Source organism: Cupriavidus sp. 8B (assembly GCF_054589115.1).
In genome coordinates, this window is sequence record NZ_BAAILO010000435.1 from 21028 (window position 1) to 38673 (window position 17646).

Sequence of the window (17646 nt, forward strand, 5' to 3'; positions counted from 1 at the left end):
GTAGTCCGGCACCAGGTACAACAGGTCCGGCTCGGCGAGCACGGCCCGCGCGCAGGCCTCGCCGAAGGCGTGCTCGTGGCCTTGCCCGTCACGCAGGATAAAGGCCTGGCCGTTGCCGAAGCCGTGGTGCCGTCCACGGCCGACCTGCTGCCGGCAGCGCGTGCCGGGTTCGACAAAATCCTTGCGTACGGGAGTCCAGCTCCCGTCGTTGACTGCGATCATGAATCTGCTTGTGCCTGCCGTGATGAGTGCTGCAAAGTGGCTTGCGGCGCCGTCGGCGCCTGCCACCCGCTATTGTCCACCATGCGGCCAGCAACCGCACAACCGGGCACAACCAGCCACGACAGGCCAGGCCAGGCCTGGCCGCAGCCTACTTCAGCATGAACGACATCGCCGACAAGCAGTTCAGCATGCGCACGGTCGCCTGCACCGAGGCGGCATCGAACGCCAGCGTCACGCCATCCACGCGCTCCAGCGCGGGCCACTGGCAGAACAGGTCGGCATAGGCCGGGCCCTGGGTCTGCAGTTGGCAGCGGATCGGGCCGCTGATGTTCAGGGCTTGCCCACCCTGCTCGCGCACGGCCTGCTCGGCCGCCGCGGCAATTGCCTCGCGCGCCGCGGCGGGCGACAGCGTGGTGCCGCTGCCCTGACCGCCCGCTTCCTTGGTCTGGACGTAGCGCGCCCAGGGCATCAACGGGCGGGTTTCACCCACGAAGACATCGTCGCCGCTGGCCATCAGCACCGGCACGCCGAATTCCCCCGCCAGCGCGCCGTAGATCCCGGCCTCGCCCAGTTCCTGGCCGTTGAGCCAGATGCGGGCGAACGCGCCGCTGTTGATGGTGTGGGCCAGGATGCCGCGGCTCTGCGCGCGGCCGTGGTAGCCGACCATGAAAACGCCGTCGCAGCCGGGCACCCCGGCCATCATGCCGAGGTAGCGCGGCTTGCCGAGCACCAGGCGCGCGCGCGGATCGAGCAGGTCGGGCAACAGGTTGCGGAAGCCGCCGTGCGAGTCGTTGACCAGCACGTCGGTGGCGCCGCCGGCGAAGGCGCCTTGCACAGCGGCATTGGCCTCGGCCGTCATCCAGGCGCGGGCGCGTTCGTACTCGCCGTTGCCTGCGCGGGTCTGCTCGGCGTGGAAGACGCCGGCCACGCCTTCGATGTCGGTAGAAATCAGGATCTTCATGCGGTGGGGAATCGGTTCGTCTGGTGCAATGCATGACGCGCGAGCCACTGCGGCAGCTCGGGCATCAGCTCGCGCAGTGCAACGCGCTGGTGGCCATCGCGGCCTTGCACGGTCTCGGCCTGCCACAGCGCATGCAGGATGGCCTGCTCGACGCTGTCGGCGGCGGCGTGGAAGAGCGCGTCGAGGCGCGTTTCGTGCAGCATCGCCAGCGCCGGCATGGGCGCGTCGGCCAGCTGCGGCAAGGTGTAAGCGGTAGAGAAAGCGAGCGCGATATCGCCCGAGCCGTGGCCGAACACCGAGCCGGTGCGCGCCAGGCCCGCGCCCGCGCGCAGCGACAGCCGGCGCAGCTGGCGCGCGTCGAGCGGCGCGTCGGTGGCAACGATCATGATGATCGAGCCCTTCTCCGGGCCGGACTCCAACTGCGGCGCCTGCGCGTGCGCCTGCAGCCGCTCGGCCAGCAAGCCGCCAACGCGCGTGCCGGCCGCGGTGAAGGTGGGCAAGGTGCCAAAGTTGGACTGCACCAGCACGCCCACATGGTATTCGCCCACCTGGCGCGAGGCGGAGCCGATGCCGCCTTTCAGCCCGAACGATGACATCCCGCGCCCCGCCCCGACCGCGCCCTGCGCGAACGCCGTGCCGGCCGCGGCGCAGGCATCCGCGTAATGCGCTTGCTGCACGGCCATCGCCTGGATGTCGTTCAGGTAGCCGTCATTGCACTCGAACACCAATGGATTGACGGTGGGCCAGGCGCGGCCGATCTCCGGGTTGGCCGCAATGGCCTGCCGGATCTGCGCCTGCGCCAGCGCCCCCACGGCAAAGGTGTTGCTCAGCGCGATGGGCGTCTCCAGCACGCCGAGCTCTTCCACCTGCACCAGGCCCACGCTCTTGCCAAAGCCGTTGAGCACCGTGGCAGCGGCTGGCACCTTGTCGGTAAACAGGTTGCCGGCGTGCGGCAGCACCACCGTCACGCCGGTCTGGCAGGCGCCCTCGGCCAGCGTGCAGTGGCCCACCGCAACGCCGGGCACGTCGGTGATGCTGTTGCGCGCGCCGGCCGCCAGCGCGCCGATATGCGGCATGGCTTCAGACATGTGATGCGACATGTGATGCCGCCCCTTAGCGCCGGTCGATCTTCGGATCGAGCGCGTCGCGCAGGCCGTCGCCCAGCAGGTTGAAGGCCAGCACGGTGAGGAAGATCGCCAGGCTGGGGAAGATCGCCACATGCGGCGCGGTCACCATGTCCGCGCGCGCCTCGTTGAGCATCGCGCCCCACTCCGGGGTGGGCGGCTGCGCGCCCAGGCCCAGGAAGGACAAGCTGGCGGCGGTGATGATCGAGGTGCCGATGCGCATCGAGAAGTACACCACGATGGACGAGATGGTGCCTGGCAGGATGTGGCGCATCAGGATGGTGAAGTCGGACGCGCCGATGCTGCGCGCGGCTTCCACATAGGTCAGGCGCTTGAGCATCAGCGTATTGCCGCGCACCAGGCGGGCAAAGGCCGGGATGCTGAACACCGCCACCGCGAAGATCACGTTGGTCATGCCGTTGCCGAGGATGGCCACGATGCCGATCGCCAGCAGGATGCCAGGGAAGGCAAACAGCACGTCGGAGATGCGCATCACGATGCGGTCCCACCAGCCTTCGTAGTAGCCGGCCAGCAGTCCGAGCACGGTGCCGACGATGGCGCCGATGATCACCGAGAAGAAGCCTGCCGCCAGCGAGATGCGGGCACCGGCCAGGATGCGGCTGAAGATATCGCGCCCGAGCGAATCGACGCCGAACCAGTGCGCGGCGGAGGGGCCGGCATTGAGCGCGTCGTAGTCGAAGAAGTTCTCCGGATCGTAAGGCACCAGGTGCGGGGCGAGGACCGCCACCGCCACCAGCAGCAGCACGAACACGCCGGCGCCCAGCGCCAGGTGCTGCTTGCGGAATTTGCGCCAGAACTCGGTCCAGGGCGTGCGCACGGCTTCTTGCGCGGCGGCCGCGGCGGCAACGGCGGGCTCGCCATTGGCGGGCGTGGATAGCTGGGTCATGCCGGCCTCACTTACTTGTAACGAATGGCGGGGTTGATGACGGTGTACAGCACGTCGACCACCAGGTTGATCAGGATGAACTCGAGCGAGAACAGCAGCACCTCGGCCTGGATGACCGGATAGTCGCGCATCTCGACCGCGTCTACCAGCAGGCGTCCGAGGCCAGGCCAGTTGAATACCTTTTCCACCACGATCGAGCCGCCCAGCAAGAAGCCGAACTGCAGGCCCATCATGGTCACCACCGGAATCATGGCGTTGCGCAGGCAGTGCTTGGCCACCACCAGGAACTCGCCCACGCCTTTGGCGCGCGCGGTCCGCACGAAATCTTCATTCAGCACCTCGACGAAGGAGGCGCGGGTAAAACGCGCCATCACGGCGGCCACCGCGGCGCCCAGCGTGATCGACGGCAGGATGTAGTGCTTCCAGGTATCGGCGCCGATCGACGGCAGCCAGCCCAACTGCACCGAGAACACTTCCATCAGCAGCATGCCGAGCGCAAAGGCGGGAAACGAAATGCCGGACACCGCCAGCGTCATGCCGAAGCGATCGGGCCAGCGATTGCGCCACACGGCCGAGCTGATCCCGATCACCATGCCGAAAATGACCGCCCACACCATCGAGGCCAGCGTCAGGTACAGGGTCGGCATGAAGCGGTCGCCGATTTCCTCGCTGACCGCACGCTTGGTGCGCAGCGAATTGCCAAACTCCCAGCGCAAGGCGTTCGAGAAGAAATGCACGAACTGCTCGGGCAGCGGCTTGTCCAGGCCGAGATCGCGGCGCACCAGCTCCACCGTGGTCTGGTCGGCCTCGGGGCCGGCCGCGAGCCGGGCGGGGTCGCCCGGCAACAGGTGGACGAACAGGAACACCAGCACTGCCACGATCAGCAATGTGGGGATCACGCCCAGGAATCGTTTGAGAAAGTAATTCAGCATGAAGCACCGGATGATTAAAGACCGCGGGCCGCCCGCCCTGCCCCCGCGACTGCGGGCAGACGGCCGTGCACGGCTTACTGCGCTGTACCGCTAAGCGATGACTGACCGCGTGGCACCGCTCTGATGGGACGTGCCTCGCGTCAAGCCAATGCGCTTACTGCTTGATGTCGATGTCGTCGAAGCTGAACGAGCCGTCGGGCATCACGTAGGCGCCGGTCAGGCGCTTGGCGCGCGCGAACAGCACCTTCTCGGTCACCAGGAACGCCCAGGGTGCATCCTTCCAGATCTGCTCCTGCGCATCCTTGTACAGACGTGCCTTCTCGCCACGGTCGGTGGTGCGCAAGGCACCGGCGATGTCGGCATCGACCTGGTCGTTCTTGTAGTACGCCGTGTTCAGCAGCTTGGGCGGCATCGATTCGGAGGCCAGCAGCGGACGCAGCGCCCAGTCGGACTCGCCGGTGGACGACGACCAGCCCACGTAGTACATGCGCACGCCGGCGTCTTCCGGCTTCTGCACGCTCTCGACCTTCTCGACGCGCTGGCCGGCTTCGAGCGCTTGCACGGTCGCCTTGATGCCGACCTGCTGCAGCTGCTGCTGCACGAACTGGATCACCTTCTGCGCGGTAGTGTGGTTGTATGCGGACCACAGCGTGGTCTCGAAGCCGTTCGGGTAGCCGGCTTCCTTGAGCAGCGCGCGCGCCTTGGCCGGGTCATACGGCCACGGGCCCAGCTTCTCGGCATAGTCCACGCCCGCGGGCACCACGCCGTCCATCGGCGTGGCATAGGTGGCGAACGCCACCTTGGCCAGCGCCTCCTTGTTGATGGCGTAGTTGATGGCCTGGCGCACCTTGGGGTCGTTGAACGGCTTGACCATGGTGTTCATGCTCAGGTAGCGCTGGATGATCGACGGCGAGGCGATCAGGTCCACCTTGGCATTGCCCTTGAGCACGGCCGCCTGCTCGAACGGAATGCTGAAGGCGAAGTCCGCTTCGCCGGTCTGCATGATGGCGGCGCGGGTGTTGTTGTCCACCACCGGCTTCCAGGTGATGGTGTCGATCTTGGGATAGCCGGTCTTCCAGAAACCGGCAAACTTCTTGCCCTTCAGGTGATCGGGCTGCTTCCACTCCACGAACTCGAACGGGCCGGTGCCGACCGGATGGAAGGCGATGTCCTTGCCATACTTCTGCAGCGCGGCGGGCGAGATCATCACGGCGGACGGGTGGGCCAGCACGTTGATGAAGGGCGAGAACGGCTCCTTCAGGGTGACCTTGACGGTGTTGGGGTCGATCACGTCGGTCTTGGCCACTCGGTTGAACAGCGTGTAGCGCTTGAGCTTGTTGGCCGGGTTGGTCACGCGGTCGAAGTTGGCCTTGACGGCGGCGGCATCGAAGGTGGTGCCGTCGTGGAACTTCACGTTCTTCTTGAGCTTGATGGTGTACGTCAGGCCATCCTTGCTGGCTTCATAGCTCTCGGCCAGCACGTTGACCAGCTTCATGTCCTTGTCGAAGCCGAACAGGCCTTGGTAGAAGGACTTGGCGGCGGCTTGCGACAGCGTGTCGTTGGCGTCGTACGGGTCGAGCGTGGTGAAGGTGGAGTACACCGCCATCACGGCGTCCTTGGCGGCAAAGGCGGGACCTGCGCCGAGCGCGGCCAGGGCCAGGCCACCGGCGATCAGCTTGGAAGGGGCCAGACGAAAACGGGTCATCATCGATTCTCCTTGGGGTTGCGTCGGTTCATTACGTCGGTTCATGCGTCGGCTCAGTAGGCGCCGCCGATGGCGTGCCGGGCTACAAAATGATGGGAAGCGGCGTTGCCGCCGACCGCCACCAGGGGCTGCACCAGCGGCTCGTCGCCAAGCGCGCGGATTGGGCTGGGCATCTCCTCCAGGAGCGGCTCGCGCTTGAGGTGGCGGCGCGCCGGATCGGCGATCGGCACCGCCGACATCAGCTTTTTGGTGTACGGGTGCTGCGGGTTTTCAAAGATGGCGCGGCGCGGGCCGATCTCGACGATCTGGCCCAGGTACATCACCGCCACGCGGTGGCTCACGCGCTCCACTACCGCCATGTCGTGCGAGATGAACAGGAATGCAATGCCCATCTCGCGCTGCAGGTCCAGCATCAGGTTGACGATCTGCGCCTGGATGGAAACGTCGAGCGCGGAGACCGATTCATCGGCCACCACCACCTTCGGGTTCAGGGCGAGGGCACGCGCGATGCAGATGCGCTGGCGCTGGCCGCCCGAGAACTCGTGCGGGTAGCGCGACGCGTGCGCGGCCGACAAGCCCACCTTTTCCAGCAGCCAGGCCACGCGCTGCTCGGCCTCCTTGCCGCTGGCCACCTTGTGCACCAGCAGCGGCTCCATGATCGAGTAGCCCACCGGCACGCGCGGGTCTAGCGAAGCGAACGGGTCCTGGAAGATGAACTGGATATTGCGGCGCAGGGTCTGCAGCGCACTGCCGTGCATATGGCTGATGTCCTGGCCATTGAACTCGATGCTCCCGCTCTGGCTGTCGACCAGGCGCAGCAGCGAGCGGCCGGTGGTGGATTTGCCGCAGCCGGATTCGCCCACCAGCGCCAGCGTCTCGCCGGGGTAGAGGTCAAAGCTCACGCGCTCCACCGCATGCACGCGGCGCGCCACGCGGCCCAGCAGGCCGCCGGGCACGTCGAAGCGGGTCACCAGGTCGCGCACGCGCAGGATCGGCGAGGCGTTCACCGCCACCGTGTCCTGCGGCACCGGCGCCACCGGCTCGCCGTGGTCCAGCTGCACCAGCGGGAACTTGGCCGGCCAGTCGGTGCCGCGCATGGCGCCCAGCTTGGGCACCGCGGACAGCAGCGCGCGGGTGTAGGGATGCGCGGGCTTGCCAAAGACTTGCTCGGAGGTGCCCTCCTCGACCTTCTCGCCGCGGTACATCACCAGCACGCGGTCGGCCACTTCGGCCACCACGCCCATGTCGTGGGTGATGAACACCACGGCCATGTCCATCTCGGACTGCAGGTTGCGGATCAGTTGCAGGATCTCGGCCTGGATGGTGACGTCGAGCGCCGTGGTGGGCTCGTCGGCGATCAGCAGCGCCGGCTTGCACGACAGCGCCATGGCGATCATCACGCGCTGGCGCATGCCGCCGGAGAGCTGGTGCGGGAAGCGGTCCAGCACGCGGCGCGCCTCGGGAATGCGCACGATCTCCAGCATGCGCAGGGCCTCGGCGCGCGCCTGGGCGCGGCTCTTGCCCTGGTGCAGGCGGATCGATTCGGCAATCTGCTCACCCACCGGGAATACCGGGTTGAGCGAGGTCATCGGCTCCTGGAAGATCATCGCCACGTCGCTGCCGCGCACGCGGCGCATGGCGGCGCCATCGGCGGTGGCGAGATCGAGCACCTGGCCATTGCGCCTGCGCAGCGCCATGCTGCCGGTGGCGATCTTGCCGCCGCCGTGTTCCACCAGGCGCATCAGCGCGAGCGAGGTCACCGACTTGCCCGAGCCCGATTCGCCCACCACGGCTAGCGTCTCGCCACGATCGACGTGGAAGGACAAGTTGCGCACGGCTTCCACCGTGCGCTCCGAGGTGGAGAAACGCACGGTGAGATCGTTGACGGCTACCACGCGTTGCGGTGGCAGGACGATGGTCGACTGGGAAGAGGATGCAGCCACTGGGCCCCCTTAGTGCCTAGGTTGATGCTTCGCTTGATGCGTGTTTGGTGCGTGCTTGCTGTGCGGATGCCGCCGTCGTGCTCGCGCGCGCTCAGCCGTAGATCCACACATTGACCGGCTCGCCCACCCGGGCGAAACCGCGGTACATGCCTTCGGTATTGAACGGCAGCGTGACGTTGCCTTCGCGGTCCACGGCGATCAGGCCGCCGCGGCCTTCGATGGCGGGCAGCTTTTCCATCACCACGCGGCGTGCGGCTTCTTCCAGCGGCACGCCCGCATAGCGCATCTGCGCCGCCACGTCGTACGCGGCCACGGTGCGGATGAACATTTCGCCGGTGCCGGTGGCGGACACCGCCGCCACGTCGTCGGCAAAGCAGCCGGCGCCGACGATGGGCGTATCGCCCACGCGGCCCACCTGCTTGTTGGTCACGCCGCCGGTGGAAGTCGCCGCGGCCAGGCGCCCCTGCGCATCGACCGCCACCGCGCCTACCGTGCCGAACTTGGTGTCCGGGTCGATGGGCTCGGCGGCCAGCGTAGCGGCGTCGTGGTCCAGCAGGGTCATGCTGCTGGCGGCGCGCGCGCGTTCCCACTGATCGGTGCGCGCCTGCGTGAAGTAATAGTCGGGCGTCACCAGTTCCAGGCCCTGGGCCTCGGCAAAGGCTTCCGCGCCTTCGCCGGCGAACAGCACGTGCTGGCTTTTCTCCATCACCGCGCGCGCAGCCAGCACCGGGTTGCGCAGGCGCTTGACGCAGGCCACCGCGCCGGCGCCCAGCGTGGCGCCGTCCATGATCGCGGCGTCCAGCTCGTAGGTGCCGGCGTGGGTCAGCACCGAGCCGCGGCCGGCGTTGAACAGCGGGCAATCCTCCAGCAGGCGCACAGCCTCGGTGACGGCATCTAGCGCGCTGCCGCCGTCGGCCAGCACGCGCTGGCCGGCTTCAAGCACGGCGCTCAGCGCGGCGGTATATTCGGCTTCCTTGGCGGCGTTCATGGCGGCACGGGTGATGGTGCCGGCGCCGCCGTGGATAGCAATGACTGGGGTGTTCATGAGGTTCACGATGCGTTCGGGGAAGATTTCTTGCGGCGTGGCGAGGCCGCCTTGGGGCGGCCATTGGCCGCTTCGTCGTGGCGCTGCTCACGCCCTTGTCCCGGCGGCACGCCGTGCAGCCACGGCAGCAGGAAGTCGGTCATCTCGGCGGCGGCCTTGACGGCATGCGCGGCGCGATACGCCACCGCGCCGCACAGCGCCTCGATAAAGGCCAGCACGGCCGCATCCGAATTGGCCGAGAGCTGGCGCCCGGTGTGGGCGTACAGCGCGATATCGGCCAGCGGCGCCAGCGGCGAAGTGGGCCCGTCGGTCAGCGCCAGGATGCGGGCGCCATGCGAGCGGGCACGCTTGGCGATGGTCACGGTGTCAAACACATAGCGCGGGAAGCCGATCACGATCAGCAGGTCGCGCGGCTGCAGCTTGAACAACTGGCGCGCCGCGGTGGACGCGCCGCCCGCGCCCGAGACCGAGATCACGGTGCGGCAAGACATGTCCAGCCCATGCTGCAGCAGCCCGGCCAGGAAGCCGCTGGCGCCGAAGCCCACCACAAAGATGCGTTCGGCCGCCAGGATGGCCTCCACCGCGCGCTCGCAGGTCTCGGCATCGAGCGCGCGGCGCGAGGCTTCGAGGTTGCGCACGTCCTCTTCCAGCGACGCGGCAAACACCTCGGCCACCGTGGCAGGACGCGCCAGTTCGGTGCGTAATTTCTCAACTGGTGCAAGCGTGGCCTCGAAGCCGCGCACCAGTTCGGCGCGGAACTGCGGGAAGCCTTCGAAGCCCAGCGCATGCGCGAAGCGGTTCGCGGTGGCGACCGACACCGCCGCGGCATCGGCGAATTCGTCGATGCGCATGGTGGCGGCGCGGAACGGATTGCCCAGCACGTACTCCGCCATGCGCTGGTGCGCCGGCGTGAGCGTGGGCAAGGCGCGGGCGATGCGCTCCGAGATTGAAGCACTGCCGTTGTTGCCGTTGTTGCCGGAGGAGCCGTTGGTACCGTTGGTCATGGCGCGGGGGGTGGGTTGGTCGGAGACGCGCGCGGCGGGAAACATCGTTTTCATCCGGCGCGCATCCATGTAAATAAATTTACACGCAAAGCCTATGCCATGAAAATAGAGTTTTACCAGCCCAAGGGTTTTCACCTAGTAACGGAGGCAACGAAGACGGCCATGCGCCATGCGCCGCGCGTTCCGGAGGCGCTGCCATGCGAAGCGGCTACAATGCCGGGTTGCCCCGTGCCATGCCGGGGCCGGTTAGAGCAACAAAGCAACCGCCCCAGACCCGCAGCCTTCTTCAGCCTTTCCCCTCCCGTGATCCGAATCGACCAGCTAGTCCTCCAGCGCGGCACCAAGGTGCTGTTCGACCACACCAGCGTGACGCTGAACCCCGGCGAGCGCGTCGGCCTTGTCGGTGCAAACGGCAGTGGCAAGTCGACGCTGTTTGCCATGCTGCGCGGCGAGTTGCAGGCGGACGGCGGCGACGTGGCCATCCCGCCGCAGTGGCGTACTGCCCACGTGGCGCAGGAAACCCCCGCGGTGATGCGCAGCGCGGTGGAGTACACCATCGACGGCGATACCCGGCTGCGCGACATCGAAGCGCGCATTGCAGCCGCCCAGGCGAGCGGCGACGGCAGTGCCGAGGGCGAAGCCCACGCTGCCTTTGCCGATGCCGACGGCTACACGGCGCCGGCGCGCGCGGAGGCCCTGCTGCTGGGGCTGGGCTTTACGCTGGCGCAGGTGTCGCAGCCGGTGGCCTCGTTCTCCGGCGGCTGGCGCATGCGGCTGAACCTGGCGCAGGCGCTGATGTGCCCATCCGACCTGCTGCTGCTCGATGAGCCCACCAACCACTTGGACCTGGACGCCATCGTCTGGCTGGAAGACTGGCTGGCGCGCTATCCGGGCACGCTGGTGATGATTTCCCACGATCGCGAATTCCTCGACGCGATCTGCAATGTCACGGTGCATATCGAGAACCAGCAGCTGCGCCGCTACGGCGGCAACTACAGCCAGTTCGAGACGCTGCGCCTGCAGCAGATGGCGCTGCAGCAGTCCGCCTACTCGCGCCAGCAGAAGGAAATCGCCCACCTCGAGTCCTTCATCACCCGCTTCAAGGCCAAGGCCAGCAAGGCACGCCAGGCGCAGAGCCGGGTCAAGGCGCTGGAGAAGATGGAACGGCTGGCACCGGTGCATATCGCCGCGGGCTTTGCCTTCGAATTCCGCGAGCCGGATTCGGCGCCCAACCCGATGATGGTGCTCGAACGCGTGGACTGCGGCTATCCCGCTCCCGCGCCGGACGCGCCGCCCGTGACCATCCTGCACAACCTCACGCTGTCGATCCAGACCGGCCAGCGCATCGGCCTGCTGGGCGCCAATGGCCAGGGCAAGTCAACGCTGGTCAAGACGCTGGCCGCCTCGCAGGAAGCGCTGGCCGGCACGCTGCGCCAGGGCAAGGGCCTGCAGATCGGCTACTTTGCCCAGCACCAGCTGGAAACGCTGCGCGACCACGAGTCCCCGCTGCAGCACCTGGCCCGGCTCGCGCCGGACACCCGTGAGCAGGAGCTGCGCGACTTCCTCGGCAGCTTCAACTTCCGCGGCGAAATGGCCACCGCACCGATCGAGCCGTTCTCCGGCGGCGAGAAGGCCCGCCTGGCGCTATCGCTGATCGTCTGGCAGAAGCCCAACCTGCTGCTGCTGGATGAGCCGACCAACCACCTGGACCTCGACACCCGCGAGGCCCTCACCATGGCGCTGGCGCAGTTCGAAGGCACGCTGATCGTGGTCTCGCACGACCGGCACCTGCTGCGCGCCACCACCGACCAGTTCCTGCTGGTGGCCGACGGCACCATCCAGCCCTTCGACGGCGACCTGGACGACTACCGCGACTGGCTGCTCAAGCAAGCCGCGGCCAAGCGCAACGCGGCGAGCGCGACCCACACGCAAGAAGACGGCGACACGCCGGCCGCCGCCACCGCCAACCGGCGCGACCAGCGCCGCGCCGAGGCCGACGAGCGCCAGCGCCTGACGCAGTTGCGCAAGCCGCTGACCAAGGAACTGGAAAAGGTGGAAAAGCGCATGGCCGTGCTGCAGCAGGCCAAGAGCGAGATCGACACGTTCATGGCCGACGAGGCCAGCTACGCGGAGGCCAACAAGGCCAAGCTGATGGAGATGCTCAAGCGCCAGGGCGAGGTCGGCGGCGAGCTGGACGCGCTGGAGGAGCGCTGGCTGGAACTGCAGGAGCAGATCGAGCTGATCGTCTGATTGGTCTGATCGTGTAATCGCGTGAAGGGTGCCGGGGGCGCCAGCCCCCGGGATGCACGTGCCGGCAGCAGCCGGCAGCGGCAGGCAGGCCGGGCAGATCAGCGGTAGTTCTTCTCGCGCCGGATCATGCCCACCGCCAGGGTGGCGGTCAGGATGAACAGCCAGATCAGCGACCAGGCCGGGATCGACAGGCCGAAGATCGGGGGCAGCGGCGTGGTGCACATGCCGTCCGAGTAGAACACCTGCGGCAATATCTTGGCCGTGGGCAACTGGTTGACCCAGTTCTCCAGCGGATCGATGCCGCAGCTGGCCTTGGGGTTGAGCAGCAGCGACACGTGATAGCCCGCCACCGCGATGCCGGCCACGCCGGACAACATGCCCAGGCCCTGCCACAGGCTGCGCGTGTTCTGCGCAATGGCGGCCAGCAGCGAGAACAGGCCGATGCCGACGAAGGCAAAGCGCTGCATCACGCAGAGCGGGCAAGGCTGGTAGCCCTCCACATGCTGCAGGTAGAGGGCGTAGCCGACCAGGCCGAACGAAATCGCGGCGATCAGCAAAAAGAAACTACGGGAATTGGCTTGCATGGCTCACTAGCAAAAAAGGGCCGGACGACATTCGCCGACGCGCAATACGAGGCACATTATTACCGATTTTGCGAAAGATGCCCGCGCAATCCCGCGCGATGGGCTCGCCGCCGCTTGCGGCGGATTGACGCAGGCCGCCATACCGCCGCCGCGCGCTGCCCTGGCTCAGGCGCCCGCGCCTATGCCGCCCATCGTGGCAGGCACGATGCGCCGGTGCAAGGGCGCCACGAACAACATGTACACGCGCCCCAGCGCATTGCGGTTGTGCACTACCGTGGACACCGCCACCGAGGGCTGGCCGCCGGCCGCCGGCTCGGGCGGATCCAGCTTGCATATGGACAGCTTCACCTCCAGGTGCTTGTCCGCGTCGCCGAGCACCACCTCGCGCTCGGACAGCGCGAGCAGCGAGAAGATGCCTACGCGATCGCCCACGCGGTAGGCGCTGGCCGGCTTGCCGGCATCGACGTCGCCGAGGTTGCCCAGGTCCTTCAGCCCTAGCAACGCCACCACGCGGTTGCGCAGCGTCATCAGGCAAGTCACCCAGGCCGGCGTGCGCGAGACCATGTCCAGATAGATTTCCAGCGCGGATTGCCCCGCATCGGCCAGGCCCACGCGATAGGCGTCGAAAAAGTCGGCGCTGGCCAGGCTGGGCGCGAGCAAACTGGAGGCGGGTACGTCGATGACGGTGACAGGCTGGCGCATGGCTCGCGTGGCGTGGACGGATGACGGGGCCCAGTATAGCGGCCAGCCAGGCGCCAAGCGCGTGGCCTTCAGGGTGCGCGCACGTCGCCGGGCAAGCCGCGCCAGCGCTGCGCCGGCAAACGGTACAGCCAGTGCTGGCGCAGCGGGCTGCCCGGCGCAACGGCCGGGTGCTCGAAGGTGCCGTCCGCCACCATGCCCAGCCGCTCCATCACGGCCCGCGAACGGGCGTTGGGCAGCGCGGTGAACGAGACGATTTCCGCCAGCGCCAGTTGCTCGAAGCCAAAGCGCAGCGCGGCCTGCGCCGCCTCCAACGCATAGCCCTGCCCCCAGTACGCCTGCGCCAGGCGCCAGCCGGTTTCCACGCAGGGGGAGAACGGCAAGGCCCACGCGGGCTCGTTGAGGCCGACCATACCGACAAATGCCTCATCGTCCTTGCGCTCGACCGCCCACAGGCCCCAGCCACGGCCGGCGATCAGCGCCTGGCAGCGCAGCGCCATGACGTCGCTGGCCGCGCGGTCCAGCGGCGCGGGGAAACACGCCATCACCACCGGATCGGCGTTGAGCGCGGCAAAGGGCGCGAAATCCGCCGCACGCCACTGGCGCAGGCGCAGCCGTGCGGTTTCCAGCACGACCGGCTCATCGCCAGCCGCACCTGCCGCCGAAGTGCGTTGATCGCGCATGGTGACGTTTCTCCTGGGCCAGTGTCAGCGCACGGCGGCGCCCTGCTCCGCCCGGCTGCGCTCGTAGGCTTTGAGTGCCTGCGCGTCCGTGTGGCTGACAAATTCGCAGATCAGCAGCGTCTTGCCCGGCAGCGCAGCACTTTCGCGCGCCACGATGGATACAGTGCCGAGATCCGGCTTGGGCTGCTGGCCGGCCGGCAGTGCACGGGCGAAGCCCTTGGTGGCGGTGCCCAGCAACGTGGAAGCCTCCGGCTTGAGCTGGTAGCGCGCGGCCAGCGCATCGGCCTGCTGGCCCTGCACCAGCACACCCACCGACGTCCCCGCGAATACCACCTCATCGCTATCGAAGCCGTCCTTCCCGATGGGCCGCGGCAGCTTGTAGATGGCGGCGCCTAACTTGGACATGTCCGCCTTGGCGAGCTTCTCGGCGGCGTCGTAGATCGCGGTGGCGGATTTGGTCGTATAGGGCGGCTTGCACAGCGCCGCGTCAAAGAACGCCTTGGTGGCATCGGCAGGAGCAGCGGCGGCGGACAGCGACAGCAGCGTGGCGCCGCAGCCGATCGCGGCTAGCACGCCAGCGTGAAGGCGGACATTGAAAGTGCGCATGGATGAACTCCGATTAAAAAAAGTGCTTCGGAATATACCCAAAATTGCATCGAAAGGGGCAGGAACAGGCTGAAAGCCTCACTCCATATGCCGAACCCGGTCAATCGCCTGCTCCAGGCGCTCCACCGCTATCACTTCCAGCCCGTCGATCTTCTGCTTGGGCGCATTGGCCTTGGGAATCACGGCTATCGAGAAGCCCAGCTTGGCCGCCTCGCGCAAGCGATCCTGCCCACGCGGGCTGGGACGGATCTCCCCGGCCAGGCCGATCTCGCCAAACACCACCAGGCCACGTGGCAGCGGCTTGTTGCGCATGGAGGAGTGAATGGCCAGCAGCACCGCCAGGTCGGCCGCCGGCTCGGTGATCTTGACCCCGCCCACGGCGTTGAGGAAGACGTCCTGGTCGAAGCAGGCAATGCCGGCATGGCGGTGCAGCACCGCCAGCAGCATGGCCAGCCGGTTCTGCTCCAGCCCCACCGCCAGGCGCCGCGGGTTCGGCACGTTCGCGGTATCCACCAGCGCCTGCACCTCCACCAGCAGCGGCCGCGTGCCCTCCTGCGTCACCAGCACGCAGGAACCGGCCACCACCTGCTCATGCTGCGACAGGAACAGCGCGGACGGGTTGCTGACGCCGCGCAGGCCACGCTCGGTCATGGCGAACACGCCCAGCTCGTTGACCGCGCCAAAACGGTTCTTGAAGGCGCGGATGAGGCGGTGCGAGGAATGTGTGTCGCCCTCGAAATACAGCACGGTATCGACGATGTGTTCCAGCACGCGCGGGCCTGCCAGGCTGCCGTCCTTGGTCACGTGGCCCACCAGGATGATGGTGGTGCCGGTGCTCTTGGCGATCCGGGTCAGCTGGGCCGCGCATTCGCGCACCTGCGCTACCGAGCCCGGCGCCGAGGTCAAGGCATCCGAGAACAAGGTCTGGATCGAGTCGATCACCGCCACCTCGGGCTTCTCCACCTCCAGCGTGGCCTGGATCTTCTCGAGCTGGATCTCGGCCAGCAGCGCCAGGTGCGGGCTGTCCACGCCCAGGCGCTGCGCCCGCAGCGCGATCTGCGCGCCGGACTCCTCGCCGCTGACGTACAGCACGCGGCGCTGCGCCGAGAGGTTGGCCAAGGCCTGCAGCAGCAAGGTGGACTTGCCGATGCCGGGATCGCCGCCGATCAGCACCACCCCGCCCGACACCAGGCCGCCGCCGAGCACGCGGTCGAACTCCTCGATGCCGCTGGAAAAGCGCGGCACGTCGGCGGCGTCGATCTCGGACAGGCGCTGCACCATGGCGGAGGCCGCCAGCGGCTGGAAGCGCTTGGTCGAAGGGGTTTCCGCCACGCTCTCCACCAGCGTGTTCCATTGCTGGCACTGCGGGCACTGGCCTTGCCAGCGCGGCGAGGTGCCGCCGCATTCGGTGCAGGTATAGACGTTCTTGGGCTTGGCCAACTGAGGTCCTAGGGGATGCTGAAGGGGATGCTGAGGGGAATGGCGGGGCTCGGAATCGGTCGCCGGCCGGGACGAAGGTCCCGGCCCCTGCCTTGCATGGCCGCTCAGGCCAGCGCAGGCTGCTCCGGCGCGGTCAGGGTCGCCACGGTGACGGGCACCCGGGGCGCCAGCGCGCACATCAGCTCATAGCCCACGGTGCCGCTGGCCATGGCGACGTCGTCGATCGGCAAGCCCTGGCCCCACAGGGTCACGGCGCTGCCCACCTTGGCCTTCGGGCAAGGCGTCAGGTCGACGCAGATCATGTCCATGGAGACCCGGCCCACCAGCTGGGTGCGCACGCCATCGACCAGCACCGGTGCCGGCTTGTCGCCCCAGCCCGCGGCGTGGCGCGGATAGCCATCGGCATAGCCACAAGCCACCACGCCGATGCGCATCGGCCGCTCGGCCTTGAACAGCGAGCCATAGCCGACGGTATCGCCCGGCTGCAGGTCCTGCACCGAAATCAGCTCGCTGTGCAGCGACATGGCCGGCTGCAGCCCGAAGCTGGCCACATCGGCCGCGACGCCCGAGGGCGAGGCACCGTACAGCACCACCCCGGGACGAACCCAGGCGCGATGGGCCTGGGGATGCCACAGCGTGGCGGCCGAGTTGGACAAGCTGGCCTCGCCCGGCAAGTTGGCGGTGGCGGCGTCGAACACTTCCAGCTGGTGCGCGATGCCGCGCGCGCTGTCGGCGTCCGAGAAATGGGTCATGTGCACGATGCTGCCTACGCATGGCAGGGTCCGCGCGCGCTCCCACGCCGTGCGGTACTGCTCCGGGCGGAAGCCCAGCCGGTTCATGCCGGTGTTGAGCTTGAGCTGGATGCCCAGCGGCCCCTTGGGGCGCGCCACTTCCAGCATGCGCAGCTGCTCCTCGCAATGCACCGCGGTGGTGAGACGGTATTGCTCCAGCAAAGGGACGTCCTGCGGCTGGAAGAAACCTTCTAGTAACAGGATCGGCCCCTGCCAGCCCAGCTCGCGCAGCAGCACGGCTTCGTTCAGGTCGAGCAAGCCGAAGCCATCGGCGGCGCGCAGGCCGGCGAATGCACGGCGGATGCCGTGGCCATAAGCGTTGGCCTTGATCACGGCCCAGACGCGCGACTGGGGTGCGCAACGGCGCACTACGTCCAGGTTGTTGGCCAGGGCCGGTTGGTGAATGACGGCGTGAATGGGTCTTGGCATGAGATCGCTTCTAGTGCTTCTAGTGCTTCGAGGGGCTTGCGGCGCGGCGGATCGGCGGGAGTCCTGGCTGGCTGGCCTGACCACTCCCGCCGCCTGGATGCACCATATCCGGGAAGACCCGGTACGCGCAGCGCGTCGCGCAGACGTTATTTGAACACATTAGGCCAAACATTTAGGGAATCGCTGCGCGCTTGCGCTGTCCAACCGGCGGCCCGTGGAAGCTCGGAATCGCCTTATTTTCGTGTTATAAAGCCGGACGTTCCGGCCATGTTTTAAAAGTGATGCAATATGTCGAACACAGTCAGGCAGGCTGCGCACCGA

General features: G+C 67.6%; 15 protein-coding genes and 1 pseudogene. 1 reads left to right on the forward strand and 15 read right to left on the reverse strand.

The genetic code is table 11. The features are described from left to right. The 9 genes and pseudogenes from ACYP5B_RS42305 to ACYP5B_RS42345 form a co-directional block, all read right to left on the reverse strand. Nucleotides 1-222, reverse strand: a pseudogene (locus tag ACYP5B_RS42305) (hypothetical protein); the annotation flags it as partial. Nucleotides 223-370: 148 nt separating this feature from the next. Continuing rightward, on the reverse strand, nucleotides 371-1183 hold the full coding sequence (locus ACYP5B_RS42310) for a M55 family metallopeptidase (RefSeq protein WP_459573586.1): 813 nt from the start codon (nucleotides 1181-1183) through the stop codon (nucleotides 371-373). Further along, nucleotides 1180-2283, reverse strand: a complete 1104-nt coding sequence (locus ACYP5B_RS42315; protein WP_459573587.1) for a DmpA family aminopeptidase — start codon at nucleotides 2281-2283, stop codon at nucleotides 1180-1182. Before ACYP5B_RS42315 ends, ACYP5B_RS42310 begins: the two co-directional genes overlap by 4 nt. 13 nt (nucleotides 2284-2296) lie before the next feature. Further along, a complete protein-coding gene (gene gsiD / locus ACYP5B_RS42320; protein WP_267603372.1) occupies nucleotides 2297-3214 on the reverse strand; it encodes a glutathione ABC transporter permease GsiD in 918 nt (305 codons plus the stop codon). 11 nt (nucleotides 3215-3225) lie between these two features. Beyond that, the gene (gsiC, locus tag ACYP5B_RS42325; RefSeq protein ID WP_459573588.1) at nucleotides 3226-4146 is read right to left on the reverse strand and encodes a glutathione ABC transporter permease GsiC; all 921 of its coding nucleotides are present in this window, start codon (nucleotides 4144-4146) and stop codon (nucleotides 3226-3228) included. Nucleotides 4147-4300: 154 nt separating this feature from the next. Further along, entirely contained in the window at nucleotides 4301-5854 is a 1554-nt protein-coding gene (gene gsiB / locus ACYP5B_RS42330; RefSeq protein WP_459573589.1) for a glutathione ABC transporter substrate-binding protein GsiB, read from the reverse strand. Between the two features lie 50 nt (nucleotides 5855-5904). Beyond that, nucleotides 5905-7794: a dipeptide ABC transporter ATP-binding protein gene (locus ACYP5B_RS42335; RefSeq protein WP_459573590.1), complete on the reverse strand. Its 1890-nt coding sequence runs from the start codon at nucleotides 7792-7794 to the stop codon at nucleotides 5905-5907. Nucleotides 7795-7885: 91 nt separating this feature from the next. Next, on the reverse strand, nucleotides 7886-8839 hold the full coding sequence (locus ACYP5B_RS42340) for an isoaspartyl peptidase/L-asparaginase family protein (RefSeq protein ID WP_267603380.1): 954 nt from the start codon (nucleotides 8837-8839) through the stop codon (nucleotides 7886-7888). Between the two features lie 5 nt (nucleotides 8840-8844). After that, on the reverse strand, nucleotides 8845-9843 hold the full coding sequence (locus ACYP5B_RS42345) for a MurR/RpiR family transcriptional regulator (RefSeq protein WP_400091309.1): 999 nt from the start codon (nucleotides 9841-9843) through the stop codon (nucleotides 8845-8847). Nucleotides 9844-10146: 303 nt separating this feature from the next. Here ACYP5B_RS42345 and ACYP5B_RS42350 point away from each other — a divergent pair, with 303 nt between their 5' ends. Then, a complete protein-coding gene (locus tag ACYP5B_RS42350; protein ID WP_400091257.1) occupies nucleotides 10147-12093 on the forward strand; it encodes an ATP-binding cassette domain-containing protein in 1947 nt (648 codons plus the stop codon). A gap of 98 nt (nucleotides 12094-12191) precedes the next feature. Here ACYP5B_RS42350 and ACYP5B_RS42355 read toward each other — a convergent pair whose 3' ends face one another. The 6 genes from ACYP5B_RS42355 to alr form a co-directional block, all read right to left on the reverse strand. Further along, the gene (locus tag ACYP5B_RS42355; RefSeq protein ID WP_183031231.1) at nucleotides 12192-12677 is read right to left on the reverse strand and encodes a disulfide bond formation protein B; all 486 of its coding nucleotides are present in this window, start codon (nucleotides 12675-12677) and stop codon (nucleotides 12192-12194) included. Between the two features lie 165 nt (nucleotides 12678-12842). Further along, a complete protein-coding gene (locus ACYP5B_RS42360) occupies nucleotides 12843-13379 on the reverse strand; it encodes a DUF2867 domain-containing protein (RefSeq protein ID WP_400091255.1) in 537 nt (178 codons plus the stop codon). A gap of 68 nt (nucleotides 13380-13447) precedes the next feature. After that, nucleotides 13448-14059, reverse strand: coding sequence for a GNAT family N-acetyltransferase (locus ACYP5B_RS42365; protein WP_459573591.1), 612 nt, complete (start codon nucleotides 14057-14059; stop codon nucleotides 13448-13450). Between the two features lie 24 nt (nucleotides 14060-14083). Next, nucleotides 14084-14665: a hypothetical protein gene (locus tag ACYP5B_RS42370; protein ID WP_400091251.1), complete on the reverse strand. Its 582-nt coding sequence runs from the start codon at nucleotides 14663-14665 to the stop codon at nucleotides 14084-14086. Nucleotides 14666-14743: 78 nt separating this feature from the next. Continuing rightward, on the reverse strand, nucleotides 14744-16105 hold the full coding sequence (gene radA / locus ACYP5B_RS42375) for a DNA repair protein RadA (protein ID WP_267603393.1): 1362 nt from the start codon (nucleotides 16103-16105) through the stop codon (nucleotides 14744-14746). Between the two features lie 104 nt (nucleotides 16106-16209). After that, the gene (gene alr / locus ACYP5B_RS42380; RefSeq protein WP_400091247.1) at nucleotides 16210-17325 is read right to left on the reverse strand and encodes an alanine racemase; all 1116 of its coding nucleotides are present in this window, start codon (nucleotides 17323-17325) and stop codon (nucleotides 16210-16212) included. Nucleotides 17326-17646: the final 321 nt, after the last annotated feature.